We start from the raw sequence: 26,668 nt of genomic DNA on the forward strand, positions 1-26,668 counted from the left end.
TCGTCGAGTCAAGCGAGGAGATGAAGGATGCCGCAACCACCGCGCGCCCCGCTCGACGACACATCGAAGGCGATCATCGAGCAGCTGCAGGCCGACGGCCGGCGTTCGTACGCCGAGATCGGCCGCGCCGTGGGCCTCAGCGAGGCCGCCGTGCGCCAGCGCGTGCAGCGGCTGACCGAGAGCGGCGCGATGCAGATCGTCGCGGTGACCGACCCGATGCAGCTCGGCTTCGCCCGCCAGGCCATGATCGGCATCAAGGTGTCCGGCGACATCGGCGCGGTCGCCGACGCGCTGGCCGAGCTTCCGAGCGTGAGCTACGTCGTGATGACGGCGGGCTCGTTCGACCTCTTGGTGGAGGTCGTCTGCACCAGCGATGACGAGCTGATCGGCATCCTGAATCACGACATCCGCGGTCTTTCCGCCGTCTCATCGACCGAGACGTTCGTCTACCTCAAACTCCACAAACAGCTCTATGACTGGGGGACACGATGACCACCACGAGCACCACCCGCACCGAGGCCGAACTGCAGGCGATGGCGCGCGACCATCTCTGGATGCACTTCGCGCGGCAGTCCGTCATGACCGACGGGCCCGGCGTGCCCATCATCACGCGCGGCGAGGGCCATCACATCTGGGACTCGCAGGGCAAGAAGTACATCGACGGGCTCTCCGGCCTGTTCGTCGTCAACGCGGGGCACGGTCGGAAGAGACTGGCGGATGCTGCAGCCCGCCAAGCCGAGCAGCTCGCGTTCTTCCCGATCTGGTCGTACGCGCACCCCTCGGCGATCGAACTCGCCGACCGGCTCGCCGGCTACGCGCCCGGCGACCTCAACCACGTGTTCTTCTCGACCGGCGGCGGCGAGGCCGTCGAGACCGCCTTCAAGCTCGCGAAGTACTACTGGAAGCTGCAGGGCAAGCCCACCAAGCACAAGGTGATCTCGCGGTTCATCGCCTATCACGGCACACCGCAGGGCGCCCTTGCGATCACCGGACTGCCCGACATGAAGGCCATGTTCGAGCCGGTGACGCCGGGCGGCTTCCGCGTGCCGAACACGAACTTCTACCGCGCCGACGAGATGGGCTTCCCCGGCGGAACCCCCGAGCAGTTCGGACTGTGGGCCGCCAACCGCATCGAGGAGATGATCCAGTTCGAAGGGCCCGACACCGTCGCCGCCGTCTTCCTCGAGCCGGTGCAGAACTCGGGCGGATGCTTCCCGCCGCCGGCCGGCTACTTCCAGCGGGTGCGCGAGATCTGCGACAAGTACGACGTGCTGCTGGTCTCCGACGAGGTGATCTGCGCGTTCGGCCGCATCGGCGACTACTTCGCGTGCGACACCTACGGCTACAAGCCCGACATGATCACGTTCGCGAAGGCCGTCACCAGCGGGTACTCGCCGCTGGGCGGAACGATCGTTTCGGACCGCCTGTACGAACCGTTCGCGCACGGCGAGGCATCCTTCCCCCACGGCTACACCTTCGGCGGACACCCCGTCTCGACCGCGGTGGCGATGGAGAACCTCGACATCTTCGCCGAGGAGGGGCTGCTCGAGAACGTCAAGGCCAACTCGCCGGCGTTCCGCGCGACGCTCGAGAAGCTGCTCGACCTGCCCATCGTCGGCGACGTGCGCGGCGACGGCTACTTCTTCGGCATCGAGCTGGTCAAAGACAAGGCGACCAAGGAGACCTTCGACGACGACGAGGCCGAGCGGCTGCTGCGCGGGTTCCTCTCCAAGGCGCTGTTCGATGCGGGGCTGTACTGCCGCGCCGACGACCGCGGCGACCCGGTGATCCAGCTCGCGCCGCCGCTGACGATCGGCCAGAGCGAGTTCGATGAGATCGAGCAGATCCTGCGCGGGGTGCTGACGGAGGCCTGGGCGCGGCTCTGAGTCGCCGCCGAGATCGCACGGATTCTCGCGAGATCGCACGAAAACTCGCGAGATCGCACGGGCTGGGCTGCCGGGCCGGTGCCATCGGTTCAACAGTCACTTCCTGCAGTCCGAATCGCTTCGCACTTGCCGAAGCTGACTGCTGAAGTGAAGGGAAGGGAGCTCGATGATGAGCGATGTGGTGCTGACGATGTTCATGAGCCTCGATGGGTACATCGCCGGTCCGGGCGGCGAGTTCGTGCCGCCCGATTTCTCACCCCAGATGCAGGCCGACTGGTCGGATGTCAACGTGCGCGCCTCGTACTTCGTCTACGGGCGCACCAACTTCGAGTTCAACGCGGCGTTCTGGCAGGGGCTGGAAGCGGACGAGGATGCCCCGGCCGACCAGCGCGCGTTCGCTGAGGTCATGCACGCCATCCCCAAGCTCGTGGTCTCGCACACCCTGACCGAGGTGGGGTGGAACGGCCGCGTCATCCGGGACCTCCCCACCGAGATCGCGGCGCTCAAGGAAGACACGACCGACCCCATCGTCGTGATCGGCGGCGCGGGTGTCGCGCAGTCGTTCCTGCGGCTCGGCCTCGTCGACCGGCTGCGGATCATGGTCACCCCGCTGCTGCTGGGCGGCGGCATCCCCCTGTTCGACGGCGACCACGCGCGCACGACGCTTGAACGCACCGGCTGCATCGCCGTCGACACCGGGGCGACGATCCTCGAGTACCGCGTCGTGCGGTGACGCAGGGACGGGATGCCGCGAACCCCGGCACCCAGCACCGACGCACGGTGGACGCGATCCCGCACGAGACCGATCGCGGGCATGACATCGCGTCCGTTTCACGCTCGGCCGCACACATCTGTCGCCGTTGCGCACGCCGCCCGCCACCAGCGCGCAACGGCGACAGATCCGCCGGGCGATGACCCCGCCGCAGCTGACCGTCGAGGCCCCAGCGGCTTGTTCGGCAGTCAGGTTCTGCAGGTCTCGCCGCGGTGCGCTTGCAGAAGCTGACTGCTGAACATGGACCCGCAGCTCAGGACGCCGCGTCCGCCGCGAACACCACCTCGCCGCGCACGACGGTGACGGTCGTGCGCACCGAGACGAGCGCCTCGGCGGGCAGTGCGAAGGGATCGGTGGATGCCACGGCCAGATCGGCCCGCTCACCGACGCGCACGCGTCCGGCGCGCCCGAGCACGAGCGACGTGGACCCCGCCGTGTAGGCGCCCAGCGCCTCGGCCAGCGTCAGCGCCTGATGCTCGGCGTCGAGCGTCGCCGGGGCACCGGCCGGTGGCACACCCGCCACCCCGCCCGGCGGCACATCCGCCGGCGCACCGGGCGGCGCGGGCGCCCACCGGTTCACCGCGACATGGATCGCCAGCCAGGGGTCGGGCGGTGAGACCGGCCAGTCCGAGCCCATCGCGAGGTCGGCACCGCCGTCGACCATGGTGCGGAACGGGTAGCCGTGGCGCATCCGCTCGTCGCCGACCACCGTCGCCAGGAACGGGTCGGGTGCCGCCCACAGCCCCTGGATGTTCGCGGTGACACCGAGCGGCCCGAACCGCGCGGCGTCGACGGCGTCGACCATCGACAGGTGCGCGATGTGGTGCCGCGGCCCGGGACCGTTCGCCGCGCGCGGCCTCGATCGCGTCGAGGGCCACACGCACACCCCGGTCGCCCATGATGTGCAGGTGCAGGGCGAAGCCCGCGGCATCCAGCTCCCGCACGAATGCGTGGATCGCCTCCACGTCGAAGTGCAGTTCGCCGGTGAAGCCGTCGGCGTGGGTGCAGTACGGCTCGAGCAGCGCCGCGGTCTCACCGTGCGGCACGCCGTCGATCATCGCCTTCGCGGTCGACGTCGCGAAGCCGGCGGCCGCGTTCTGCGCGCGCAACGCGACGAAGCGCGACACCAGTGCCGGCACCTCCGCGGCCGAAAGCCCCGGCGCGATCCACAGGGCGCCCGAGACATCGCTGCGCAGCACGCCCGATCCGATGGCGCGCCGGTACGCGTTCGTGCAGTCGGCCTTGCCGTTGTACTCACCGAGGATCGCCTCGTGCCACCCGGTGATGCCCAGCGACCAGAGGTGCTCCTGCGCATTCAGCAGGCCGTCGTGGATCTCGTCGTCGCCGGCGGGCGGGATGACGCGGCCGACGAGCTCGGCGGCGGTCTCGTTCAGGTACCCGGTCGGCTCGCCGGCCTCATCGCGGTGGATGTGCCCGTTGTGCGGTGCGGCCGTGTCGCGGTCGATGCCGGCGGCGGCCAGCGCCGCGGAGTTCACCCACAGCGTGTGATGCCCGGCGTCGCTGAGCGCCACGGGCCGGTCGGGCACGAGCGCGTCGAGCTGCTGCCGCGTGGGCGCCGGGAACAGGTCGTGGCTCCATCCGCCGCCGGTCACCCACTCCCCTGCAGAGCGCTCGGCCCCCACCCGGATCAGCGCGAGCGTCTCATCGACGCTCGCCGCCGGAGTGAGATCGATGCTGCGGCGCTCGACGCCGGCGAACGCGGCGTGCACGTGCGCGTCGACGAAGCCGGGATGGATGAGTCCGCCGCCCGCATCGATCACCCGGGTGCCGGGGCCGGCGAGCGCCGCGACGTCGTCGTCCGGCCCCACGGCGACGATGCGACCGTCGGCAACCGCGACGGCGGTGTGCACCGTGCGCACCCGTCCGTCGAACACACGGCCGTTGACGATGATGAGGTCCGCGTTCATCGGCGTCCTTCCTTCACGGTGGGCGTCGCACTGGTCACGACGGCGAGCGGTCTCGTGCGCCCGGCTCTGCGGCGGGTCGGCACCCAGCCGGGCCGCGGGATCGAGGCGAGCAGATCGCGCGTGTACTGCGCCTGCGGGTCATCGAGCACGGCCGCGGCCGGTCCCTGCTCCTCGATCCGTCCCGAGCGCATCACCACGACATGGTCGCACAGCCGGCGCACGACGTTCAGATCGTGCGAGATCATCAGCAGCGCGACGCCGGTGGAACGCCGGATGCCGTCGAGCAGCGTCAGGATCTCGACCTGGGTCGTGACATCCAGCGCCGAGACCGCCTCGTCGAGCACGAGGATCTCAGGGTCGGCGGCGAGCGCCCGCGCGATGGCGACCCGCTGCCGCTGACCGCCCGACAGCGCGCGCGGGCGTGCAGACGCCAGCTCGAGGTCGAGGGTGACCGCCGTCAGCAGCTCGTCGACGCGCGCCGTCACGTCGGCCGACGACGCGCGCGGCCGATGCACGCGCACGGCCTCGGCCAGGCACGCCCGCACCGTCTGCCGAGGATCGAGGGACTGGTACGGGTCCTGGAACACCATCTGCACGACCCGCGCGCGGCGTCGCCGCTCGCGCTTTCCGCGAGCCGGGGCATCCCACGACTCCCCCTTGACCGTCACCGCCCCCGCATCGGCCTTCTCGAGACCGCAGACGATGCGCGCCGTCGTCGACTTGCCCGAGCCCGACTCGCCGACGATGCCCAGCGCCCCGCCGGCATCGAGCGTGAAGCCGACCCCGTCGACCGCGACGAACGTCTCGTGCCCGACGCCCGAGGCGCCGCGCACCGCGAAGGTCTTGCGCAGGTCCGCCACCCGCAGAAGCGGGGTGGATGCCGCATCCGCCGCCTCCACGGTGAGCGACTCCAGCCCCGACGAGGCCGACAGGAGCGCCCGCGTGTAGGGGTCTCTCGCGTCGTGGGCGATCGTCGCCGCCGGGTGCGTCTCGATCGTGCGGCCGTCCTTCATGACGGTGATGCGATCGCACACGGCCTGCGCGAGCGCGAGGTCGTGGGTGATGAACAGCATCGCCAGCTCGCGCTCGCGGCGCAGGTCCGCGATGACCGCCATCACCTCTTCCTGGGTGGTGACGTCGAGCGCCGTGGTGATCTCGTCGGCCAGCAGGATGTGCGGATCCATCGCGAGCGTCGCCGCGATCATCACGCGCTGCAGCAGACCGCCCGACAGGTCACCGGGCCGCTGGCGCAGCCGGCGATACGGGTCGGTGATGCCGACCTCGTCGAGCAGCTCGGCGGCGCGCCGGTCCGCGGCATCCCGCTTCACCCCGGCGACGTGCACGAGGGCCTCGGTCATGAAGTCACCGATCGTGCGCAGCGGATTCAGGTGCGCCCGCGGCGTCTGGAACACCATCCCCAGCCGGTGCGAGCGCAGCTCGCGCAGCTGCCTGGCCGGCATCGTCGCGATGTCGGCGCCGTCGATGCGGATCGTGCCGCCGACCTCCATGTAGTCGGGCACCAGGCCCACGACCGCGCGCGTCGACAGGGTCTTGCCCGAGCCCGATTCGCCGACCAGTCCGACGGTCTCGCCGGCGCCCACCGTCAGCGTGCAGTCGTGCACGAGGGTGCGCACGCGGCCGCCGATCGCGGCGTCGACGCGCACCGCGTCGAGTTCGAGGACGTCGGTCATCGGTCCTTCCTTTCCGCCCAGGTCGTCACGCGCGCGCCGACGACGTTCACGGCCAGCACCGTGACCACGATGAGGATCGCCGGGAACAGCGACTGCTCGGGCGCCCCGACGAGGATCGACGGCTGCCCCGCCGAGATCATCACGCCCCAGTCGGCCGTCGGCGGCTGCTGTCCGAGGCCGAGGTACGAGATCGCGGCGAGGTCGAGCATCGCGTAGCCGAAGCCGACCGTGGCCTGCGCGAGCAGCGGCGGCAGCAGCGCGGGAACGAGGTGCCGCCAGAAGATCGCGAAGCCGCCGAGCCCCTGGATGCGCAGCGCCGCGACGTACGGCTTGCCGAGCTCGGTCATCGCCGCCGCGCGCATGAGCCGGGCGATGATGGGCATGTAGGCGATCGACAGGGCGATGATCGGGGCGATCACTCCCTTGCCGAACATCGCCACCGCGAGCACGGCCAGCACCAGTCCCGGGATCGCGAACACGACCTCGATGATGCGGGCGAGGATGCCGTCGACCCAGCCCCCGAACCACGCGGCGACGATGGCGAAGACGAGGCCGAGCGCGCTGGAGAGCACGACGATGCCGATCGGCGCGAACAGGCTCACCCGCCCGCCGACGAGCACGCGGGAGAGGATGTCGCGGCCCAGGTCGTCGGTGCCGAAGGGGTGACTGAGCGATGGGTGCCCCGCCGTGGGGCCCGTGAACAGCTGGTTCGGATCGTACGGGGCCAGCAGGGGGCCGGCGATCGCGATCACCGCGAGCACGACGAGCACGACGAGCGAGATGATGACGAGCGGATCGCGCTTCGACGCGCGGCGCGCGACCTGCGCGACGCGGCCTCCGGTCAGCTGGGCGACGCTCATGCGGTCCTCCCGGATTTGAGGCTGTCGGGGTCGATGAGCGCGTTCACCGTGTCGACGACCGCGTTCAGCACGACGAAGACGGCGACCAGCAGCAGCGAGATGATCTGCACGACCGGCAGATCCTTGCGGGCCGCCGCGTCGGTGAGCAGCGAACCGAGCCCGTTGATGCCGAACGCCTGCTCGGCGATGGCCGACGTCGCGAACAGGCCCGCGATCGTCGCGCCCGAGACCGCGAGGATCTGCGGCGACGCGTTCAGGAACACGTGCGAGCGGAAGATGCGGGAACGGGGGATGCCGCGGACCCGGGCCGTGTCGACATGCTCGGCGCCGAGCTGGCCGACGAGCGCGCCGCGGGTGATCCGGCTGATGTAGGCGATGTAGACCACGGCGAGTGAGATGGCGGGCAGGGTCAGATGGTGCAGCTGGTCGAAGAACCCGGTGCCCGCCCCGTACACGGGGAACCAGCCCAGGCTCTTCGCGAACACCCAGATCAGCAGGATCGCGACCACGAAGGTCGGCATCGCCATGCCGATCGACGTCGACAGCAGCACCGCGCGATCGGCCCCGGGCCCGCGGGTGGCCGCGAGGATGCCCGACCCGATGCCGAAGATCGCGATGAGCACGATCGCGTACGCGACCAGGGCGACCGTGACGCCGATACGCGGACCGATGACCTCGGCGACCGGCGCCTTGTAGACGAACGAGTCGCCGAGATTTCCGGTGACGACGTTGCCCAGCCAGCGCAGGTACTGCAGCCAGATCGGGTCGTCGAGGTGGAACTGCTCGCGGATGGCCGCGATCATCTCGGGTGTGGGCCGCTTGCCCCCAGCGAGGGTGGCCACCGGGTCGCCGGGGGTGAGCAGCAGCGCCGAGAAGATGACGATGCTGGAAAGGAAGAGGGTCAGCGCCAGCCCGCCCAGCTTGGCGAGCAGCTGTGTGACGACGCGTGCTCTCATCGGGTCCTCTTCCTCTCCGGCATCCGCGTCACTCTCCGCCGAGGTGCAGCGCCCACGGCGTCGCGTAGGCCGCGACGGAGGTCACCGCACCGGTCAGCGTGTTGCTCAGGAACAGTGTGTGGTACGAACCGGCGAGCGTGACCTGCAGCATGTCGGGGGCGAACAGCTTCTGCGCCTGCACGTAGTCCTCCGCCGCCTGCTTCGCGTCGGAGGCGGTGCGCGCCTTCTGGATGAGGCCGGCCGCCTCGGCATTGTCGTAACCACTCAGGTTGAACAGACCGCCCTGGTCGGGAGGCAGCACGAACAGCTGCGGGTAGGTCAGCACACCGGGGGTCTCCATGTAGCCGACCGTGGCGACCAGGTCGAGGTCGCCGCGGGCGCTGTCGTCGACGAACAGGGCCGAGTAGTCGGAGGCCTGCAGCTCCTGAATGGACACGGTGAGCCCGATCTGCTGGGCGGCCGCCTGCACGATCGCCGCGGTCTGCGAGAACTCCTTGCTGCCCGCGGGGATCGCGAGCGTGATGGGCTGGGAGGTGTCCTCCCCGGATTCCTCGACGAGCTTCTTGGCCGCGTCCAGATCCACCTTCGGCGCCGCGAGGGCGTCATAGCCGGCCTGGTAGATGTCGGCGACGTCGGAGCCCGCCCACGAGAACGGACCGACGAACGACTTCTGCTCCGCACCGAGTCCGTGCAGTACCGTCTGGATGTACTGCTGGCGGTCGATCGCGAGGCTCAGCGCCTGACGGATCTTGATGTTCGCGCCGAGGCCCTTGTCGTGCAGGGGGCCGAAGGAGTACGACGCCGTCGACGGGCCGAGCACGAGCCGACCCGTGTCGGACGACTCGAACGACGTGCGGCTCGACGGCGGCACGTCGAACGCGCCGTCCACGTCACCGGACAGCAGCGCGTTGGTCAGCGTCGTGCCGTCGGAGATGAACTGATAGGTGAGCGTCTTCACCTTCGGGGCGCCGTCCCAGTAGCCGTCGTAGGCGGTCGTGACGATGTCTTTGCCCGGGGTCCACTTCTCGAGCTGGTAGGGGCCCGCGCACATGATGCCGCCCTCGGCGGTGCCCAGCGTCTTGCCCGCCTTCTCGCTGTACGCCTTCTCGAGCACCGCACCCGATCCGCCGCTCAGCGCGTCGCGGAACCCCGAGTCGGGGGCGGTGAAGTGCACCGTCACCTGCGTGTCCCCGGTCACCTCGATCGACTTCACGAACACGAACGCGCCGTAATAGGCGTCGGTGACGTCCTTCCAGTGCCGCGTCAGGCTGTAGACGACGTCTTCGGGGGTGACCGGCTCGCCGTCCCAGAACGTGACGCCGTCGCGCAGGTCGATCTGGAAGGTGACCGGGTCGACCCAGTCTGCCTTCTCGGCGATGCCCGGCTTGATCGTGAAGTCGCCCTGCAGGTCGAGCAGGCTCGTGCACAGGTTCGGGGAGACGAAGTTGTAGTCGGCGCCGGGCAGCACCGAGAGCGGTTCGCCCTCGACGAGCGCCCAGGTGACGCTGTCGACGTCCTTCGTCGCGGCCGGCAGCGCCGTCACGAGCTGATCGGTGTCGACCGGCTTGGCCGTGTCACCGCCGTCGCCGCCGCCGTCCGAGGTGCAGCCGCTGAGTACGAGCACAAGGGCTCCGGCCGCGGCGACCGCCGCGGTCATGGTGCGAACTCTCATTTCGGGTCCTTTCGATTCGCCATTGAATGCGTGGTCAGGTGTGGTCGTGAACCATCCGCCCACCGACACGCGTCTGCCGCACGCGGATCGCATGCAGCTCGCGCGGATCGACCGCGAACGGGTCGGTGTCGAGCACGGCGAGATCCGCCGCGCTGCCCGGGGCGAGCGTCCCGGAGAAGGATGCGCGGCCGCAGGCGCGTGCGGATCCCGCCGTGTACGCCGACAGGGCGGTGGCCAGATCGAGCGCCTGCGAGGGGTCCATGCGCGCGTCGGCCGACGCTCCCGGCTCGGCCCGGTTCACGCCGACGTGGATCGCCGCGAGCGGATCGGCCGACGAGACCGGCCAGTCCGACCCGGCGCACAGCGCGGCGCCGGCGTCGCGCAGCTCACGGAAGGGATAGTGCCGTGCGACGAGCTCGGGTGCGACGAACGGGAACGTGAGCTGCTCGAGCTGCTCGTCGAGCCCACCCCACAGCATCTGCAGGTTGGCGGTCGCGCCGAGGTCGGCGAAGCGGGGCACGTCGTCGCGGCGCACCATCTGCAGATGCGCGAGCTGGTGCCGGGCCTCGCGCGGTCCGTTCGCCGCGCGCGCGGCGGCGATCGCGTCGAGCGCCACGGTGACGGCGCGATCGCCGAGCGCATGGAAGTGCACGTGGAAGCCCGCCGCATCGAGGGCGGTGACGGCCTCGGCCAGGGCCTCGGGTGCGACGAAGGTGAGGCCGAGGTTGTCGGTGGCGTGGCCACAGCGGTCGAGGTACGGCGCCGACAGCGCGGCGGTGAAGTCCTCGGCGACCCCGTCGACCATGATCTTGACGGTGTCAGCGACAAGGAGGTCGGGACGGGATGCCGCGGCCGCCCGCTCGCGGCGATGCACGAGGTCGTCCAGCTGCTCGAGGCCGCGCGCACGGTCCCACCAGAGCGCAGCGGTGACGCGCATGCGCAGGGTTCCGGCATCCACCCCGTCCAGATACGCGTCGAGCACGTCGTCGATGCCGGCGGTCGCACCGACCCACGCGTCCTGCCAGCCGACGACGCCGAGGGCGAAGAACTCCTCCTGCGCGCGGTTCAGCGCCCGCAGCGCCGTGGCGCGGTCGATGCCCGGCAGCACCGGATCGAGCAGGCCCGCGGCGCCCTCGTGCAGGGTGCCGGCGGGGGCGCCGTCGGCCTCGCGCTCGATGCGCCCGTCGGCCGGATCGGGGGTCTCAGCGTCGATGCCGGCCCGCCGCAGGGCCAGAGAGTTGGCCCACGTGCCGTGGTGGTCGCGGTTGCTCAGCGCCACCGGCCGGTCGGGCACCACGGCGTCGAGCAGCTGCCGCGTCGGTGTGCCGCCCGGGAAGTGCGACATCGTCCAGCCGCCCCCGCGGATCCACTCCTCGTCGGGATGCGCCGCGGCATAGGCGGCCACGCGCGCCACGGCGTCCTCGGCGGAGGTGGCCCCGCTCAGGTCGCACTGCAGAAGCTCGAGTCCGCCGACGACCGGATGCGCGTGCGCATCGTGGAAGCCCGGCAGCACGAGCCCGCCGCGCAGGTCGACGGTCTCGGCGGCGCCGGCGGCCCGCAACTCGTCGTCGGGCGCGACGGCGGCGATGCGACCGCCCCGCACGCCGATGCCGACCGGCCGCGACGTCTGCCACCCCGCGGTGAAGGCGGACCCGCCGATGAAGATGGTGTCGAACGATGCCATGGTCACCTCACCTCACTTCACCAGGAAGACCCGGACGCGCACCTGGCCGTCCTCGTCGCGTGCGAGCCCCACGAACTGGTGCTCGGCGAGCCAACGATGGGGAGCGGCATCCGTCTGGAACACCGGCGCGGTGCGGAAGTAGTACTCGGTCTCGGGCACGTTCTCGCCGGCCTCGACGCGGTCGATGACCTCCTTCGACGCCCGGTAATAGCCGCGGTTGAGCACGTCGATGTACGCGCCGTCATCGGCCTGCACGACGTACCGTGCCTCGAGCTGCGCCGTGCGGCTGCGCTCGACGGCCCAGTCGCCGCCGCCGGCGACGATCGTGCCGTTCAGCAGGGGGCCGGCGACGCTGCCGCCGGTGACCGGGGTGAAGGTCAGCTCTTCGTCGGCGCTGCGACCGATGCGCAGGAACGGGCCGATGTCGGCGCGGATCTCGAACGCGAACGCGAGCTGCGGGTCGGGGAGAGTCATGCGTCCTCCAAGATGCTCAGGCTCAGGCGCAGTCCGTCGGGCCCGCCCACGGTCAGGTGCTCGGTGTTGGTCACGGTCTCGGTCGCGCCCCAGGGCTCGTCGCCGGTGCCGGGCAGCGGGATGAACTCCGGCGCGTCGCTGGCCGAGACGTGCACGCGCAGTGCGTGCCCGGCCCGCAGCCGGTAGCCGAGCTGCCCCAGGTCGATCTCGACCGCGGTCGGGGCTGCGGCCTCGGGAACATGCACCTGCCCGCGGGCGATGCGCAGCGCGGTGCCGTCGGGTGCGAGGTCGAGCAGGCGCACGAAGAGGTCCATGACCGGGCCGTCGCTGTGCACCGTCGCGGTCGCGCGCACCGGTCCGACGAGATCGACATCGGAGCCCACCGGCGCCGCCGTGAACGCGAGCACATCGTCGCGTGCGGCCAGCGGCGCCTCGTCGGGCCGGGTGAGCAGGAACGCGAACGCGTTCTCGACGCTCGACGGCACGGGATCGTCGGGGTCGTGCGTCCACGTGACGTCGGCCGCGGCATCCACCTCCTCCGTGGTCAGCCCGCCGTCGGCCGTCGCCGCGTACACGACCTCGCGCACCCCCGACGGCGGCCACGTCTCGCTCGTGCGCATACCCTCGGTGCCGGCGAGGTTCCAGGCCACGCGCGGGATATCGCGGGCGCTGCCGTTGCCGCGGACGAAGACCTCGAAGAAGTCGAGCGTCGGGTCGAGCATCCGCGGCAGCTCGGCACGGATCTGCTCTTCCGGACGATCCTCGACGAGCTTCTCGGGCCCGTCGAGAAGATGGAACGTCTCGTGGTCCATCGGCTCGATGCGCAGGTAGTGGCTCTGGTCCCAGGCGGGGTGGCGGTGGATCTCGGCGACATCGGCCCAGGAGAGGGGCGCGCAGTTGTCCCACCAGCCGATCGTGTGCAGCACCGGCACGGCGGGGCCGTCGAACGGGCTGCCGTTGCGGAAGCGCCGCAGCCGCACCGGGTGCGGGTACCACTGGTCGTACGAGGCCGAACGCGCGCCGACCGCGGCGAGGAATTTCTCGACCTGCACGGTGTAGGGGCGTCGGGTCCAGTCCATGTCCCAGAAGTAGCCGTCGCGCGAGTGGAAGTACGTGAGCGCGTAGAGGTAGGTGATCCCCATCTCCACCGCGCCGTCGCGGGCCGGCTCACCGAGCTGCGTGCCGGTCACCCGCGGCGAGATCGCCTTCAGTGCCGGATGACGGCTGGATGCCGCGGCCCACTGCGTGAAGCCGTAGTAGCTGTCGCCCCACATGGCGACCCGCCCGTTCGACCAGCGCTGCCCGATGATCCACTCGATGGTGTCGTAGCCGTCGTCGGCCTCGTTCACGAAGAGCAGCGTCTCGCCCTCGGAGCGGAACTTGCCGCGCACATCCTGCGCGACGACGCGGTAGCCGCGGTCCATGAAGTACTCGGCGATGAGCGGGATGAACGTGTAGTCGCCGCGCTTGTCGTACGGCAGCCGGATCAGGATCGTGTCACCGGGGGCATCGACACCGCCGGGCAGATAGACGTCGGTCGCGAGGCGCACGCCGTCGCGCATCCGCACGAATTCCTCGACGGCGAGGGGGTTGGGCTCTGCCGGGCCGATCCGGATGAACTCGGTCACTGTCATCCCTTCGTTGGGGTGGGTGTTCCCGATACGCTAAAGCGCCTGATAGTTTCTAGTCAAGTCCGACTAATAACAATTTCGACAATCTGAGGAGGATCCGTGGCACGTCCCTCCGTCGCCGCCGAGCGACGCGTCCAGATCGCCGAGGCGACGGTCCGCTGCATCGGCGAGCACGGCTACGCCGGCACGACCCTCGACCGGGTCGCCGAGGCGGCCGGAATGGCACGCGGCCATGTGCGGCATTTCGCGGGCAACCGGGACGCGATGCTGGTCACGGCGGCCTGGTACCTGTACTTCAGCGCCCTGCCGGAAGACGGCGACGACGCCGCACCGCCGGGGGGATCGTTCCTTCCCGCCGACGTGCACGACGTCGAGAGCGCGCTGGATTATCTGTTCGGCGAGTTCGCCACCCCGGGCCTGGAGAACACGGCCGCCCTGGCGTTCATCGAGGCCGGCCGGACGAACCCCGACATCCATCGGATCGTGCTTCGGGCCTACGAGAGCATGCACGACGAGGTCGAGACGCTCCTGGCCGCGGCATCTCCGACCGCCGACTCCGCCGAGTGCGCGCGCGTGGCGGCCGGCGTCGTCTCGATCGCGCTCGGCAACGTGTTCATGAGCGACCTCGAACCGTCGCCGTCACGCAACGCCGTCGCGCGCGCCACAGCCGAACTGGTCATCGGAACGCTGAGGGGGTGAGCCCCACCGCTCAGGGAACGAGCACGATCTTGCCGCGCGTGTGCCGGTCGCCGAGCAGCCGGTAGGCGTCGCCGACCTGGTCGAGCGGGAACGTCGCGCGGATCGGGATCTCGAGCGCGCCCTCGGCGACCGCCTGCGCGAGCTCCGCGAGCATCGCGGCATTCGCGGTGACGTGATGGAACACGACCTGGACGCCCAGAGCGCCGGCCGCGAAGTCGGCGACCGTCGCGATGCGGGCCGGCTCGATGCCGAGGTCGATGCCCAGTCGCGGATACGGAGCGCCCACCGCGTCGAGCAGCGCGGTCACGGGTGCGCCCGCGGCGTCGCGGATACGGCCCGCGAGGTCGCCTCCGTGGTAATCGACCGGGATGATCTCGCGCGACCGCAGCCACGCGTGGTTGTCGGGGCTCGCGAGCCCGATCACGGTGGCGCCCGCGCGGCGCGCCCACTGCGCGGCGACCGACCCCACGCCCCCGGCAGCGCCCGAGACGACCACGACGTCACCGGGGACGACGGATGCGGCATCCACCAGCGCATGCCCGGCCGTCGGGGCGACGTACAGCGTTCCGGCGACCTCCCACGGCACGGCCTGCGGCTTGGGCGTGAGCTGCCCGGCCGGTACGACGACCTGCTCGGCGTGGCTCGCGCGCTCGTCGGTGTATCCGATGACCTCGTCGCCGACGGCGACCCCGGTCACGCCGTCGCCGACCGACAGCACGACACCGGCGAAGTCGCTGCCCTCCCCCTCGGGGAAGTGCGCCGGCCACCGCTCGCTCAGCGCCCCGGTGCGGATGCCCACCTCGCCCGGATTGATCCCCGCCGCACGCACCGTGACGACGACCTGGCCGGGACCCGCGTGCGGGTCGGGCACCTCGACCACCGTCAGAACGTCTTCGGAACCGTACTCGTCGAACCGCACCGCGCGCATCGTGCCCCTCTCCCGCCGCGGCCGCCCGCGGCATCCCTCCCATCCTGACACCGGCCGCCGACACCGGATCTGCGCGCTCCCGCCCTCACCGCCGAGAAGAGTGGATGCCGCAGCCGCCGCCCAACCCCATATCTGTCGCCATTGCGCAGCCCAGACCCGCAAGATGCGCAACAGCGCCAGATCCGCAGGCCGCGGCATCCCGAACCCCACCAATTCCTGACCGACCGGTCAATCAAGAGCGTATAGTGGGCGCTGACCCCCGATTCGGGAGCCATCTGACCACACAGGAGGATGAGTTCAATGAAGAGGTGGACACGCTGGCAAGACTGGGTGGCCGTGGCCGCAGGCCTGTACGCCGCCCTCGCGAGCATCTGGACGACGCCCCGCACGGGCGCGTCGATGTCGCTGATGATCATCTTCGGCGTCCTGATGATCGCCGCCGGACTCTGGAGCCTGGCCGCCCCCGGCATGGTGTCGATGGAATGGATCATCGCGCTCTTCGGCGCGCTGCTGTTCGTCTCGCCGTGGATGGGCGTCTACATGCACAGCATGGGCCCGGCCTGGACCTCATGGATCTGCGGCGGCGTCGGCGTCGTGGCAGGGCTGTGGGCACTAGCACCGGCCGAGAAGACGCATCACACCATGCATCCGGCACACGCCTGACGCACACCAGAAGGGGCGACGGGCGACCGTCGCCCCGCCCATCGGCCGAAGGAGTCCGAGATGCAAGAGACGGCCGACCCCGCGCAGGCCAGGACGAGGATCCTGGATGCCGCGGCCGCCCTGTTCGCCGAGCACGGCTTCGACGGCACGTCGACGGCGCGCATCGCCCGCACGGCCGAGGTGCCCAAAGGCCTGCTGTTCTACTACTTCGCCACCAAACCCGACATCCTCACGGCGCTCATCGACGAGCGCCTCGGCGCGCACACGCTCGACCCCGCGCCGCTGACGGTCGCCGGCGACCCGCTGCAGACGCTCGTCAACGTCGCCGACGGCGTGCGCCGCGACCACGAGGGGTCGGACGTGCTGCGCGAGATCATCTGGCACGAATCCCATACCCGACCCGAGGTGCGCAGCGCGCTGACGCGCTATCGGCACGCGCTGCACGACACCATCACCCGGGCTCTGACCGCGAGCCTGCCTGCACCCGTCAACGGCGACGCGGTGCGGGCGGCCGCGTTCGCGTGGGCCGCGACGATCACGGCGCGTCCGCTCGAGGCGTCCGACACGATCGCGCGGCTGCACGCATCCGACACGCTGCGCGCCATCGCGCGGCTGCTCGTCGCAGGCATCCAGGCGCCGGTGCGCGCATGAGCGTGCGCGAGACCCGCCCGGCCGCACCCCGCCGCGCGACGCTCAGCACGCGCGCGGCCGCCCGCGCCCGTCGCGCCGCCGTGCGCACGGCGAGCCCGCACTACCGCTGGATCGCCCTGTCGAACACGACCCTGGGCGTGCTGATGGCGTCGATCAACGCATCCATTCTGCTGATCGCCCTCCCCGACATCTTCCGCGGCATCGGCGTGAACCCGCTCGAGCCCGGCAACACGAGCCTCATGCTGTGGCTGATCATGGGCTACATGGTCGTCACGGCCGTGCTCGTGGTCAGCTTCGGGCGCCTGGGCGACATGTACGGCCGGGTGCGCATGTACAACGCCGGCTTTGCGATCTTCACGATCTTCTCGGTGCTGCTCTCGGTCACCTGGATGCAGGGCACCGCGGGCGCCCTCTGGATGATCGTCATGCGCATCCTGCAGGGCGTGGGCGGTGCGATGCTGTTCGCGAACTCGAACGCGATCATCACCGACGCGTTCCCGGTGCATCAGCGGGGACTCGCCCTCGGCCTCAACCAGGTCGCCGGCATCGCCGGGTCGTTCATCGGCCTCATCATCGGCGGCATCCTCGGGCCGATCGACTGGCGCCTGGTGTTCCTCGTCTCGGTGCCGGTCGGTGTCATCGGCACCGTGTGGGCGTACATCAGCCTGCACGACACCGGCGTGCGCCGCCGCGCCCGCATGGACTGGTGGGGCAACATCACGTTCGCCGTCGGACTCGTCGCGCTCCTCGTCGGCATCACGTACGGCATCCAGCCCTACGGCGCACACACGATGGGCTGGACGAACCCCGCCGTCCTGTCGGCGATGGGCGGCGGCATCCTCGTCCTCATCGTCTTCTGCATCATCGAGACGCGCGTCGCAGAACCCATGTTCCACCTCGCACTGTTCCGCATCCGCGCGTTCACCGCCGGCAACCTGGCGTCACTGCTCAGCTCGCTCGGCCGCGGCGGGCTGATGTTCGTGCTCATCATCTGGCTGCAGGGCATCTGGCTGCCGCAGCACGGCTACGACTTCGCGTCAACACCGCTGTGGGCGGGCATCTACATGCTGCCGCTCACGGTCGGATTCCTCATCGCGGGCCCGGTCTCGGGCTGGCTGTCGGACCGCTTCGGCGCACGGGCTTTCGCGACGGGCGGGATGCTGGTGGCCGCGGCATCCTTCGTCTGGCTCCTTCTGCTGCCCGTGGATTTCACCTATCCCCCATTCGCGGCGGCGCTGCTGCTCAACGGCATCGGCATGGGCGTGTTCGCGTCGCCGAACCGCGCCGGGATCATGAACAGCCTGCCGCCCGGCGAGCGCGGTGTGGGCGCGGGCATGAGCACGGTGTTCCAGAACGCGGCGATGGTGCTGTCGATCGGCATCTTCTTCTCGCTCATGATCACCGGGCTCGCCCACTCGCTGCCCGAGGCGCTGCAGTCGGGGCTCGTCGCGCACGGGGTACCGGCCGCGGCCGCCGCGAAGGTCGCGGCCCTGCCGCCGGTGAGCGTGCTGTTCGCGTCGCTGCTGGGCTACAACCCCGTGCAGACGCTGCTCGGGCCCGCCGTGATCGCGCAGCTGCCGGCATCCAGCGCCGCGTACCTCACGGGGCGCGGCTTCTTCCCCTCGCTGATCTCGGGGCCGTTCGCCGACGGGCTCACGGTGGCGTTCGTGTTCGCCATCGTCGCGTGCGTGGTGGCGGCCGTCGCGTCGGCGCTGCGGGGCGGAAAGTACGCGTACCCCGAACCGATTTCGTCTTCTGCGCCGGGAATGGAATGATTTGTTCCAGGGTTATTCCAAGAAAGTGGCATCATGGATGCCGCAGGAGGACACCGTGGGCAAGAACTACGTCGACATCGAGAACGACCAGGGCGAGACGCTGCGCTACCGCAAGCACGCCAACGGCCGCGGCCTGATCGCGCACGGCGCGAAGGTCCACCCCAGCGCCGTCGTCGAAGCGGGGGCATATGTCGAACCCGGAGTCCACATCGCCGCGGGCGTGCACGTCGGCCGCGGCGCATGGATCGAAGAGGACGCCGTCATCGGACCCGACGTCTTCATCGCCCCGCACGCGCACATCGGCCCGCACGCCTCCGTCGGCGCGAAGGCCAAGATCGGCGTGCGCACGCACATCGGCGACCACGCCGCCGTAGCGCCCGCGTCGCTGATCGGCGACGACGAGGTCATCGGAGACGGCGCGCACGTCGCGACCGACCGCCGGGGCTTCCACCTGGCCGCATAGGTCGTTGCGCGCGGGCAGCGGGCCGAGACGCCGCACCCCTCGCCCGGGGCGAGGAGATCTGCCGGAGCGAGGGCCTTTTCGCGCGATTCGGCCCTCGCGTCGTCCAATCCCCTCGCCCGAGGCGAGGGTGGGGCAGGATGCCGCGGCCGGCGAGTCGGCACCGCGGTTCGTCGTCGCAGGAGACCTTCTCAAAACCGTAGTGAACTTCCGGTTCACACAGCCCCCGAAAGCTGTGTGAACCGGAAGTTCAATACGTCTATGGGATATGCCGAAGGGGCGATTCCCCAGGTCCCTGAGCGAGCGCAGCGAGCCGAACCGCCCCGCAACCCGGCCGTTGAGCGAGGCGGCGCAGCCGCCGAGTCGGAACGCCCCGCCCCTCGCCCGAGGCGAGGAGATCTGCCGAAGCGAGGGCTCTTTCGCGCGATTCGGCCCTCGCCTCGTCCATTCCCCTCGCCCGAGGCGAGGATGAGGCGGGATGCCGCGGCCCGCAGCCTGTGCCACGGCCCGCCCTACGCCCCGCGCCGCACCGCGGTCAACAGCGGACGCACCGCCGCCAGCGCGAGCAGCACGAGCGCGAAGCCGAGCACGAAGGCCCCTGCCACGATGAGCAGAGAGATCGGCGAGACGAAGAGGGCGATCCCGACCAGCGGGAAGCTCAGCACCAGCCCGACGCCGACACCGCCCAGCGCCGCCCACCGCAGCGGCACGAGCACCGTCATGCGGCGCGCGCGACGCAGCTGCGCCTCGGGCATGCCGAGCCGGTCGAGCCCGACGATGAGCTCGCGGTCTTCGAGCACCGACGCGGCCTGCGTGACGCCGACCGAGCACGCCAGCAGCAGGAACCCTGCCACCAGCGTCACCATGACCCCCGTACGGATATCGGTGAACACCGGTCCCGCCTGATCGCCTGCGAGGTCCGCGATCGACACGCCCGCCCCACCGACCACCGCGATGAACGCGATCATCGCGATCGCCGACACCCGGCGCCAAGCCGTCGCGGCGTGGGCCGCCAGCTCGCGCCCCGCGATGAGATGCGCGGCCGACTTCGACTTCTTCGCCATCGCCCGCCCGCGCGCGGCCACCAGTGGTGCACCGACCAGGTTGATCACGAGCATCGCCAGCCCGAACAGCGCCAGCAGCACCGCGATCGCCGCGACCGAGCCGAGCAGCTGACCGAGCGCGTTGACGTTCGTCACGACCAGCAGCATCAGCGCCACGGCGAGAGCGCCCACGACGATCAGCGCCGTGCGGCGCGGCGCCGCGTCGGTGCGCTGCCGCACGCCGAGCGGTGTGAGCCGCACCTTGCGTAGGCCGACCGCGGCGCTCACGGTCGCCAGCAGCGTGAGCGCGGCGACGACGAGCGCGACGATGCCCCATCCCGTCCAGACGGCGGCGGCGCCGATCGGGCCGCCGAAGAACGGCAGCATCCCGACCAGCGGCAGCACCGCGCCGTACAGCCCCACGCCGATGACCGCACCGACCAGCGCGGTCGCGCCGGCCTCCAGCACGGTCATCGCCGACACCTCAGCGCTCGACGCGCCCAGCAGTCGCAGCGTCGCAAGCCGGTCGTTGCGCCGCCGGCTCGACAGGCGGGCGGCCGCGGCGCCGAGCGTCGCGACCGGTACCGCCAACAGGATCAGCGCGAGCAGGCTCAGCTGCCCGTAGAGGAAGCCGAACTCCGAGTCGGTCGTCACGCGCGGATCGGTCAGGAACATCCGCGTGCCGCCCACGACCGTCAGCAGCAGCGCCGTCGTGACCGCGAAAGCGACGACCGGCAGCACGAGCGCCGCGCGCCCCTGGCGCGTGGGCCGCGCGAGCAGGGCGGTCAGCGTGAGCACGCGCCGCACCGGCCCGATCCGGCGGGGCGTGGATGCCACGGCCACGGCGCTCATCGCGACGCCTCGCTGTTCTGCGGCGCGGCGAACGCGGGAGTGGATGCCGCGGGCGCCGGCAACTGCGGCGCGGTCGCCGGCGGCGCCCAGTGCGGCGCGGCTCTGGCGGGCACCGGCGCAGCGATGCCGGCCAGGGCACGCGCAGCGACCCCGACCGGCGCCGGCGCGGCGGCCGCGGCATCCACCCCCTCCGTCAGATGTCCGTCGCGCATGTGCAGCACGCGGTCACAGCGGGCCGCGACGCCGGCGTCGTGCGTGACGACGACGAGACTGCGACCCTGCCCGGTCGTGGCGTGCAGCAGCGCGGTCATGACCTCGTCGGAGGTGTGCGAGTCGAGGGCTCCGGTGGGCTCGTCGGCGAAGACGACCGGAGCGCCGGTGACCTGCGCGCGAGCGATGGCGACGCGCTGCGCCTGTCCGCCGGAGAGCTGGCCGATGCGACGGTCTTCCATGCCGGCGAGGCCCAGCGTGGCCAGCCACGCGGCGGCGCGCCGATCGGCGTCGCGCCGCGGCATCCCGAGCACCAGCAGCGGCAGCGCGGCGTTCTCGAGGGCGGTCAGCTCGGGTAGCAGCAGGTGCTCCTGGAAGACGAAACCGACGTGCTCGCGGCGCACGGCCGACCGCTGCGACTCGGTCATCCCGACCAGCTCCAGGGGCGGCGACGCGGGGTCCGTGACGAGGCGGATGGATCCGGCATCCACCGCCGACACGGCCGCGAGCGCGTGCAGCAGCGTGGTCTTGCCGGAGCCGGAGGCGCCCATGATGGCGACGGACTCGCCGCGGCCGATCGTGACCGTGACGCCGTCGAGCGCCACGAGATCGCCGTAGCGCTGGGTGAGGCCGATGGCGGTCAGGACGGGCAGATCGGTGTTCATGGTTCCAGCCTCGTCGCCGGCGCCCGCGGTGTCGTCCGTCGGCGGGTGTATCCGCATCGGTCGGGAGGATGATGTGCGCGCACGCTAGGTTGAACGGTATGGCGAAAGGGCGATCGGGCGGGCACGCGCCGCGGCGACCGGCACGGCCGGCGGGCAAGAAGCCGGCCGGCAAGAAGCCTGTCGGCAGGAAGCCGGCGGGCACGTCAGCCCCCAAGTCCGCGCCCAAGAAAAAGCCCGCACCGTCCCCGTCGCCGGCACCGCCGCCCGCGGGGCCCTTCCGCCTGGGCGCCGTCGAGGGCGCGACGCCGGGCAAGTGGATCCGCATCTGGGAGGAGCGGATGCCGCGCAATCCGCTCGAGCTCGTGCCGGTGCCGTTCGCGGACCAGCGCGCGGCCCTCTCCCGCGTCGACGCCGCGCTCGTTCGGCTGCCGATCGACAGCGGCGGCCTGCACGTCATCGCGCTCTACGACGAGGTGCCGGTCGTCGTCGTCTCCGTCGACTCAGAGTTGACGGCGGCCGACGAGCTCGACGTGTCGGACCTCGACGGCGAAGTGCTCATCACCCCGGCCGACGACGTGCTGCGCTTCGCAGCGCCCGGCACGGTCGAGCCCGTCTTCGACGCGCCCGAGACGACGGAGGATGCCGTGGCCACCGTCGCCGCGGGCGTCGGGGTGCTCGTCGTGCCGATGTCGCTGGCGCGGCTGCACCATCGCAAAGACGTCACCTACCGCCCGCTGCGAGGCGGGCCCGTCTCGACGGTCGCGCTCGCGTGGGACGCCGACCGCACCACCGAGCTCGTCGACGCGTTCGTGGGCATCGTGCGCGGCCGCACCGCGAACTCGTCGCGGTGAAGCCGGGCTACTCCTTCCCGAGCTCCGCGATCACATCGTGTGCACGCGCGATGCGCTCCGCGACCCCCGCCCCCGCCTTCAGCTCGTCGATCCCGGCGGCGATCCGGCCGGCGGCGAACGGCGCAGCGAACGAGGTGCCGCTCCACACGGCGAATCCGCCGGTGAAATCATCGGGGTCGAGTGACTCACGCTGCTTGCCGTGCGCGTCGCAACGGGTGATGGCCTGCGCGCCTCCGTCGAAGCTCGGGAAGGCCGAGACGATCGACACACCCGGCGCATAGAGATCCACCCAATCCGCCGTGTTGCTGAAGAGCGCGACGGTCTTGCCGCTGGGGTTCTTCGCCCCCACCGACACCAGGGGCGCGGCGCCGTCCTCATCGGGGAACGCGGCGGGGAACATCGGCCGGTCGGTCGCGTCGTTGCCGGCGCTGCAGACGATCGTCGTACCGCACCGCGCGATCTTCATCAGGACCTTCCGCAGGCCATCGCTGTAGAGCACATCGTCCGGAGTCTCGTGATAGTAGCCGAGCGACAGGTTCAGCACGTCGATCCGCCGTCCGGTCTTCGGGTTTCTCCGGTGCATGCGCACCAGCTTGGCCACCTTCTCGAGCGCGGCCATCAGATCCGACTCGGCGACCCGGCCGAGGCTGTCGGCGATGCGCGGTGCGAGGATGTCGGCGTCCGGGCAGAGCTGATGCACGATGCCGGCCAGGAAGGTGCCGTGCCCCGACACCGGATCGATCTCGCCGTCGAGCGGCCCCACGAGGTCCGGATGCAGATCCGGCGAGGTGGCGGGGTCGTCGAGCCCGATCGGCTCTCCGTCGACCTCGACGTGGGTCTGCACGACGTCGCCTTCGAACCACGGGTGCTTCGCGCATCCGGTGTCGATGATCATGACGACGGGGCGCTCCTTCCTCCGCCGCCGGTCGCGGTGCGGCTGGGCACCGATCCAGTTCACGACCTGGCGTCCACCGAAACCCGGCAGCGCGTATGCACCGAGCCCGGCCGACGCCGGATTCGTCGAGCCGAACGGGTTCGTCGACGTGAACGGGTTGGTCGAGGTGAACGGGTTCGTCGACGTGAACGGGTTCGTCGAGGTGAACGGGTTCGTGGAGGTGAACGGATTCATCCCGATCGGGGAGACCGTGAGCAGATGGTCGAGTCCGACGCCGGTGAGGTCGACGTTCTCGCGACGCGCGGATCGCAGGATCGCCCACGCGTCCGGCGATGAGCCGGCGGCCGCACCCTCGCCCGTGATGTGCAGGAGGCTGGCCGTGGCCACCTCCTCGGCGCGGGCCCCCTCCTCGGGTTCGATGGTGACGATCCGAGACGGCGAGAAACGCCACCCCGCCGTGCGGAACGTCTCGTTGAGCGCATTCGCCACTTCGACGGCATCCCGCTCTCCATCGATCAGGATGCGATCGGGGATGTACACGGTCGGGTAGATGTCGCCCGGATCGAAGCGGGCGTCCGGCTGCAGGACCACGCCGAGCGGCTTGATCATGTCCTCGCGCTCACGCCACCCGGCGCCGCTCTTCCCGACCCGTCCGTCGCTGCCGTCCTGCACCGCCATGATGGCCTCCTCGCCCGTGCGCTCCCGCGCTGTGATCTCGAACTTTATCGCCCTCCGAGCACACGGGAAGGATGTCGGATCCTCCGGCATCCTTCCCGTTGGGCTCGGCGATGGCGTCCCCAGTCCGCGCATCTCCGCCGCAGCGCACCGCCGTCGGGGTCGACTCCCCAGTCTGATGACCCTCGGCGCTGCGAACGTCCCACACTGTTAGAGCGGCCTCATCTGGTGCTGATACGTCCGAGTTCAGAATCCGGTGCCGTGCGTCTGGAACGGGGTGACCAGACCGGTGCGGGTGGATGCCGCGGCCAGCGCCTCGGCCGGCGCCCGTCCTGCAGCGAGTTCGCCGTGCAGCGTGCCGAGCAGCTCGCAGGCGTCGTCGTCGGCGACGACGACGGGCGTGGCGATCACGCAGCGGGCACCCGCCGACAGCCAGATGCGGGCCATGCCGACCGCTTCCTCTCCCCAGCGGACCGATGACCGTCCGCCTTCACAGGCGGAGAGCACGATGACGTCGGGAACGTGGTCGATGCGATCGATGTCGTAGCCGAACAGCGTGCCGTCGGACAGTTCGAGTCCGGAGAACAGCGCGTTGTCGACCGCGTGCCTGCCGTGTGCCGCGACATGCAGCACATCGACGCGCGCGGCGAGGGAGGTGACGGCGTCGACGGACGCGGCATCCCCCTGCAGCACCGTCGACGATGCCCAGGCGTCTGCGGCCGCCCGCACCTCCTCGTCACCGCGGGCGACACGGGGGCCGACGCCGAAGCCCGCCGCAGCGGCCGCATACGGCTCGCTGCGCCGCTCGGCCCACTGCGTCGCAGACCGTGCCAGGGTGAATGCGCGTCCCCTCACACCGGGGAGCATCGCCCACGGGATCCCCGCGAGGATGCCCGGCGCGGTGATGACGATCCGTCGGTCACCGGCGACACGCAGCGGAGGATCGAGCAGCACCTCCGACAGCGCGGTGAGCCGTGCGTCGAGTGACCGTCGCACGACCTCGGCGAGCGGGCCGGTGCGCACGGTGGCGACCATGTCGAGGTCCGCGCGCAGTCCCGGGAGCAGTGCGCGCCCTCCCGGCGCCCGGGGAAGAGGCACGACCCTCTGCTCCTGGTCCGTCACCACGAGCGCCGTCAGCGCGTCACCGGTGTACACGAAGCTGATCAGCGCCGTGTTCCGGTCGAGGGCGCCGACGAAGCCCTCGAGGGTCTGACGCTCCCACGCGACCCCTGCCGCCGTCTGCGTCCATTGCCGCGAGCGGGCCCGTTCGCGCAGCCGTGCGACGCGCGGCGTGTCCACGCCGTCCGGGTCATCGGCGCGCAGCATCCGGAGCTCCGCAAGGTCGGCGGCCAGCTCCGGATCGTGCGGAGGGCGCAACGGCACGACCTGCTGGCTGAGCTGCCGTGCACGCTCCGACCACTCGAAGACGATGTCGGCGCGCCCCGTGTGCACGGCGCTCGCGAGCCCGGCGAAGACCAGATCGCTCCCGTGCATCGCGATCGAGGTCTGCAGATCGAGGCTTCCGAACGAGCGACGCCATCCGGTCAGCACGTCGAGCCCCTCGGCGGCGGCCCGGCGGGCCTCGGCGTACCGGCGGCGTGCCGATGCACGGGCCACGCGCGCCTCATATGCCAGCAGCTGCACACGGATGGGAGCGCGCCGCGGCACGCGGATCGTCCCGACGCCGTCGGCTCGGCGATGGCGTGCCTGCCACACCGCCAAAGTCAGCCGCAGTGCCGCCGCTTCTGCGGGGAAGCCCACCTGGTCGAGGAGGGATGCCGTCGACTCGACGTCTTCGGCCGCCGGCACCCGCCGCGGGTCGGAGAGCCGTCCGCCGCCGCGTTGCACGCTGCCGCCGCTGAGACCGGCGCGCATCCGCACGGCGGTCGCCCGCGTCGCCCACGCCGTGTTGCCGAGCGCGGTGAAGCGGCGCTCGGCCGCCGCGGCGGTGCGCGCCGCCGCGCGCGGGTCGTGCAGCAGCTGCGACGACGCGAGCTGGAACTCCGCCTCACCGCGGGACTGCGGCATGCGCTGCGCGCCGAACACCGCGGCCGCCGCGGTCAGCGCCCGCTCGGCCTCGCGCGTCAGACCGGCGTCGCGCATCACCTCCGCCTGGTCCATGTCGCACACGGCACCGGCGACCGCCGAGGTCACCGCGCGGGGTCGCGCCTCCTGCATGCCGCGCAGCGCCGCCACGAGATCGCCTTGCAGCAGCGCGACGTAGGCCCGGTTGTGCTGGGCCTGTCCCTCGTCGACGGTGAGCCCCATGTCGGCGAAGATCTCGGCCGCCCGTTCGAGGTCGGCCGCGGCTCCGGCGGCGTCCCGCCGCTGCAGGCGGGTGACGCTCCGGTTCATGCGCGTTCGCGCCTCGGCGACCGGGTCGTCGGAGAGGCGGGCGATCGCCGCGGACAGGTCGCGCTCCGCATCGTGCAGCCGTCCGGCGCCCAGCGCGAGGAGCCCCAGCTGTCCCAGCAGCACGGCGCGCGTCGACTCGGCCAGTCCGCTCGTCGACAGCGCCTGGCGGCACAGCGCCTCCGCCTCGGCAGGCTGCCCCGTGCGCTGCAGGACGACCGCCTGCGTGCCCTTGATCCGCGCCTGCAGGTCGATGTCATCGGTGCGGGCCGCCGCCCGCTGCAGGGTGCGCCCGGCCAGCGCGAAGCGTCCGTCGTTGCACTGCTCGACGGCGCGACGGTGCAGCACTGCTGCGGTCGGAGTCACGCTCCCATCTTGGCGCAGCCTCTGACCGG

Annotated in this window: 21 protein-coding genes and 1 pseudogene; 9 read left to right on the plus strand and 13 right to left on the minus strand. The window is 71.2% G+C overall.

Going from position 1 to position 26,668, the window contains the following annotated elements:
• Positions 1-27 precede the first annotated feature (27 nt).
• From ABMQ42_RS17850 to ABMQ42_RS17860, 3 genes are all read left to right on the plus strand, one after another.
• Entirely contained in the window at positions 28-492 is a 465-nt protein-coding gene (locus ABMQ42_RS17850) for an Lrp/AsnC family transcriptional regulator (RefSeq protein ID WP_349724371.1), read from the plus strand.
• On the plus strand, positions 489-1,886 hold the full coding sequence (locus ABMQ42_RS17855) for an aspartate aminotransferase family protein (RefSeq protein WP_349724373.1): 1,398 nt from the start codon (positions 489-491) through the stop codon (positions 1,884-1,886). Before ABMQ42_RS17850 ends, ABMQ42_RS17855 begins: the two co-directional genes overlap by 4 nt.
• A gap of 169 nt (positions 1,887-2,055) precedes the next feature.
• Positions 2,056-2,619 (plus strand): dihydrofolate reductase family protein, encoded by a 564-nt coding sequence (locus tag ABMQ42_RS17860; protein ID WP_349724375.1) that lies wholly within the window; start codon positions 2,056-2,058, stop codon positions 2,617-2,619.
• A 292-nt stretch (positions 2,620-2,911) separates the two neighbouring features.
• On the opposite strand, the pseudogene ABMQ42_RS18220 reads toward ABMQ42_RS17860, so the two are convergent.
• The 8 genes and pseudogenes from ABMQ42_RS18220 to ABMQ42_RS17905 all read right to left on the minus strand — a co-directional run bounded on the left by ABMQ42_RS18220 (position 2,912) and on the right by ABMQ42_RS17905 (position 13,557).
• Positions 2,912-4,586 (minus strand): annotated as a pseudogene (locus tag ABMQ42_RS18220) (amidohydrolase).
• Complete coding sequence (nikE, locus tag ABMQ42_RS17875) at positions 4,583-6,277, minus strand: nickel ABC transporter ATP-binding protein NikE (protein ID WP_349724377.1); 1,695 nt, start codon at positions 6,275-6,277, stop codon at positions 4,583-4,585. The pseudogene ABMQ42_RS18220 and the gene nikE overlap by 4 nt, the downstream one beginning before the upstream one ends.
• Positions 6,274-7,137, minus strand: coding sequence for an ABC transporter permease (locus ABMQ42_RS17880; RefSeq protein ID WP_349724378.1), 864 nt, complete (start codon positions 7,135-7,137; stop codon positions 6,274-6,276). Before ABMQ42_RS17880 ends, nikE begins: the two co-directional genes overlap by 4 nt.
• Positions 7,134-8,093, minus strand: coding sequence for an ABC transporter permease (locus ABMQ42_RS17885; RefSeq protein ID WP_349724380.1), 960 nt, complete (start codon positions 8,091-8,093; stop codon positions 7,134-7,136). The genes ABMQ42_RS17880 and ABMQ42_RS17885 overlap by 4 nt, the downstream gene beginning before the upstream one ends.
• Before the next feature lie 28 nt (positions 8,094-8,121).
• Positions 8,122-9,765 carry an ABC transporter substrate-binding protein gene (locus tag ABMQ42_RS17890; RefSeq protein ID WP_349724381.1) on the minus strand — a complete coding sequence of 548 codons (1,644 nt, stop codon included), beginning with the start codon at positions 9,763-9,765 and terminating at the stop codon, positions 8,122-8,124.
• A 34-nt stretch (positions 9,766-9,799) separates the two neighbouring features.
• Entirely contained in the window at positions 9,800-11,449 is a 1,650-nt protein-coding gene (locus tag ABMQ42_RS17895; RefSeq protein WP_349724382.1) for an amidohydrolase, read from the minus strand.
• 12 nt (positions 11,450-11,461) lie between these two features.
• Positions 11,462-11,923 (minus strand): DUF3237 domain-containing protein, encoded by a 462-nt coding sequence (locus ABMQ42_RS17900; RefSeq protein ID WP_349724383.1) that lies wholly within the window; start codon positions 11,921-11,923, stop codon positions 11,462-11,464.
• The gene (locus tag ABMQ42_RS17905) at positions 11,920-13,557 is read right to left on the minus strand and encodes a CocE/NonD family hydrolase (protein WP_349724385.1); all 1,638 of its coding nucleotides are present in this window, start codon (positions 13,555-13,557) and stop codon (positions 11,920-11,922) included. Before ABMQ42_RS17905 ends, ABMQ42_RS17900 begins: the two co-directional genes overlap by 4 nt.
• A gap of 96 nt (positions 13,558-13,653) precedes the next feature.
• On the opposite strand from ABMQ42_RS17905, the gene ABMQ42_RS17910 reads away from it, so the two are divergent.
• The gene (locus tag ABMQ42_RS17910) at positions 13,654-14,253 is read left to right on the plus strand and encodes a TetR/AcrR family transcriptional regulator (RefSeq protein WP_349724387.1); all 600 of its coding nucleotides are present in this window, start codon (positions 13,654-13,656) and stop codon (positions 14,251-14,253) included.
• A 10-nt stretch (positions 14,254-14,263) separates the two neighbouring features.
• Here ABMQ42_RS17910 and ABMQ42_RS17915 read toward each other — a convergent pair whose 3' ends face one another.
• On the minus strand, positions 14,264-15,181 hold the full coding sequence (locus tag ABMQ42_RS17915; RefSeq protein ID WP_349724388.1) for an NADP-dependent oxidoreductase: 918 nt from the start codon (positions 15,179-15,181) through the stop codon (positions 14,264-14,266).
• 300 nt (positions 15,182-15,481) lie between these two features.
• On the opposite strand from ABMQ42_RS17915, the gene ABMQ42_RS17920 reads away from it, so the two are divergent.
• The 4 genes from ABMQ42_RS17920 to ABMQ42_RS17935 are packed head-to-tail and all read left to right on the plus strand — an operon-like array spanning position 15,482 to position 18,733.
• Positions 15,482-15,844: an SPW repeat protein gene (locus tag ABMQ42_RS17920; protein WP_349724390.1), complete on the plus strand. Its 363-nt coding sequence runs from the start codon at positions 15,482-15,484 to the stop codon at positions 15,842-15,844.
• 60 nt (positions 15,845-15,904) lie between these two features.
• A complete protein-coding gene (locus ABMQ42_RS17925; RefSeq protein WP_349724391.1) occupies positions 15,905-16,495 on the plus strand; it encodes a TetR/AcrR family transcriptional regulator in 591 nt (196 codons plus the stop codon).
• Positions 16,492-18,270: an MFS transporter gene (locus ABMQ42_RS17930; RefSeq protein ID WP_349724392.1), complete on the plus strand. Its 1,779-nt coding sequence runs from the start codon at positions 16,492-16,494 to the stop codon at positions 18,268-18,270. Before ABMQ42_RS17925 ends, ABMQ42_RS17930 begins: the two co-directional genes overlap by 4 nt.
• 37 nt (positions 18,271-18,307) lie before the next feature.
• The gene (locus ABMQ42_RS17935) at positions 18,308-18,733 is read left to right on the plus strand and encodes a transferase (RefSeq protein WP_502884765.1); all 426 of its coding nucleotides are present in this window, start codon (positions 18,308-18,310) and stop codon (positions 18,731-18,733) included.
• A 509-nt stretch (positions 18,734-19,242) separates the two neighbouring features.
• Here the strand turns inward: ABMQ42_RS17935 and ABMQ42_RS17940 are convergent.
• On the minus strand, positions 19,243-20,625 hold the full coding sequence (locus ABMQ42_RS17940) for an FtsX-like permease family protein (protein ID WP_349724393.1): 1,383 nt from the start codon (positions 20,623-20,625) through the stop codon (positions 19,243-19,245).
• A complete protein-coding gene (locus ABMQ42_RS17945) occupies positions 20,622-21,500 on the minus strand; it encodes an ABC transporter ATP-binding protein (protein WP_502884766.1) in 879 nt (292 codons plus the stop codon). The genes ABMQ42_RS17940 and ABMQ42_RS17945 overlap by 4 nt, the downstream gene beginning before the upstream one ends.
• Before the next feature lie 98 nt (positions 21,501-21,598).
• On the opposite strand from ABMQ42_RS17945, the gene ABMQ42_RS17950 reads away from it, so the two are divergent.
• The gene (locus tag ABMQ42_RS17950) at positions 21,599-22,351 is read left to right on the plus strand and encodes a LysR substrate-binding domain-containing protein (RefSeq protein WP_349724394.1); all 753 of its coding nucleotides are present in this window, start codon (positions 21,599-21,601) and stop codon (positions 22,349-22,351) included.
• 7 nt (positions 22,352-22,358) lie between these two features.
• Here ABMQ42_RS17950 and ABMQ42_RS17955 read toward each other — a convergent pair whose 3' ends face one another.
• The gene (locus ABMQ42_RS17955; RefSeq protein WP_349724395.1) at positions 22,359-23,924 is read right to left on the minus strand and encodes a S8 family peptidase; all 1,566 of its coding nucleotides are present in this window, start codon (positions 23,922-23,924) and stop codon (positions 22,359-22,361) included.
• Between the two features lie 243 nt (positions 23,925-24,167).
• Positions 24,168-26,639: a CHAT domain-containing protein gene (locus ABMQ42_RS17960; RefSeq protein ID WP_349724397.1), complete on the minus strand. Its 2,472-nt coding sequence runs from the start codon at positions 26,637-26,639 to the stop codon at positions 24,168-24,170.
• Positions 26,640-26,668: the final 29 nt, after the last annotated feature.

The sequence above is a fragment of the Microbacterium sp. KR10-403 genome (assembly GCF_040196215.1).
Lineage (GTDB): Bacteria > Actinomycetota > Actinomycetes > Actinomycetales > Microbacteriaceae > Microbacterium.

Bases quoted from the DNA above. Each gene is read 5' to 3' on its own strand.
- ABMQ42_RS17880 (WP_349724378.1), bottom strand. From the start codon at position 7,137: ATGAGCGTCGCCCAGCTGACCGGAGGCCGCGTCGCGCAGGTCGCGCGC.
- nikE (WP_349724377.1), bottom strand. From the start codon at position 6,277: ATGACCGACGTCCTCGAACTCGACGCGGTGCGCGTCGACGCCGCGATC.
- ABMQ42_RS17855 (WP_349724373.1), top strand. From the start codon at position 489: ATGACCACCACGAGCACCACCCGCACCGAGGCCGAACTGCAGGCGATG.
- ABMQ42_RS17885 (WP_349724380.1), bottom strand. From the start codon at position 8,093: ATGAGAGCACGCGTCGTCACACAGCTGCTCGCCAAGCTGGGCGGGCTG.
- ABMQ42_RS17955 (WP_349724395.1), bottom strand. From the start codon at position 23,924: ATGGCGGTGCAGGACGGCAGCGACGGACGGGTCGGGAAGAGCGGCGCC.
- ABMQ42_RS17945 (WP_502884766.1), bottom strand. From the start codon at position 21,500: ATGAACACCGATCTGCCCGTCCTGACCGCCATCGGCCTCACCCAGCGC.
- ABMQ42_RS17890 (WP_349724381.1), bottom strand. From the start codon at position 9,765: ATGAGAGTTCGCACCATGACCGCGGCGGTCGCCGCGGCCGGAGCCCTT.
- ABMQ42_RS17905 (WP_349724385.1), bottom strand. From the start codon at position 13,557: ATGACAGTGACCGAGTTCATCCGGATCGGCCCGGCAGAGCCCAACCCC.
- ABMQ42_RS17940 (WP_349724393.1), bottom strand. From the start codon at position 20,625: ATGAGCGCCGTGGCCGTGGCATCCACGCCCCGCCGGATCGGGCCGGTG.
- ABMQ42_RS17920 (WP_349724390.1), top strand. From the start codon at position 15,482: ATGAAGAGGTGGACACGCTGGCAAGACTGGGTGGCCGTGGCCGCAGGC.
- ABMQ42_RS17935 (WP_502884765.1), top strand. From the start codon at position 18,308: ATGCCGCAGGAGGACACCGTGGGCAAGAACTACGTCGACATCGAGAAC.
- ABMQ42_RS17895 (WP_349724382.1), bottom strand. From the start codon at position 11,449: ATGGCATCGTTCGACACCATCTTCATCGGCGGGTCCGCCTTCACCGCG.
- ABMQ42_RS17850 (WP_349724371.1), top strand. From the start codon at position 28: ATGCCGCAACCACCGCGCGCCCCGCTCGACGACACATCGAAGGCGATC.
- ABMQ42_RS17930 (WP_349724392.1), top strand. From the start codon at position 16,492: ATGAGCGTGCGCGAGACCCGCCCGGCCGCACCCCGCCGCGCGACGCTC.
- ABMQ42_RS17915 (WP_349724388.1), bottom strand. From the start codon at position 15,181: ATGCGCGCGGTGCGGTTCGACGAGTACGGTTCCGAAGACGTTCTGACG.
- ABMQ42_RS17860 (WP_349724375.1), top strand. From the start codon at position 2,056: ATGAGCGATGTGGTGCTGACGATGTTCATGAGCCTCGATGGGTACATC.
- ABMQ42_RS17950 (WP_349724394.1), top strand. From the start codon at position 21,599: ATGGCGAAAGGGCGATCGGGCGGGCACGCGCCGCGGCGACCGGCACGG.
- ABMQ42_RS17900 (WP_349724383.1), bottom strand. From the start codon at position 11,923: ATGACTCTCCCCGACCCGCAGCTCGCGTTCGCGTTCGAGATCCGCGCC.
- ABMQ42_RS17925 (WP_349724391.1), top strand. From the start codon at position 15,905: ATGCAAGAGACGGCCGACCCCGCGCAGGCCAGGACGAGGATCCTGGAT.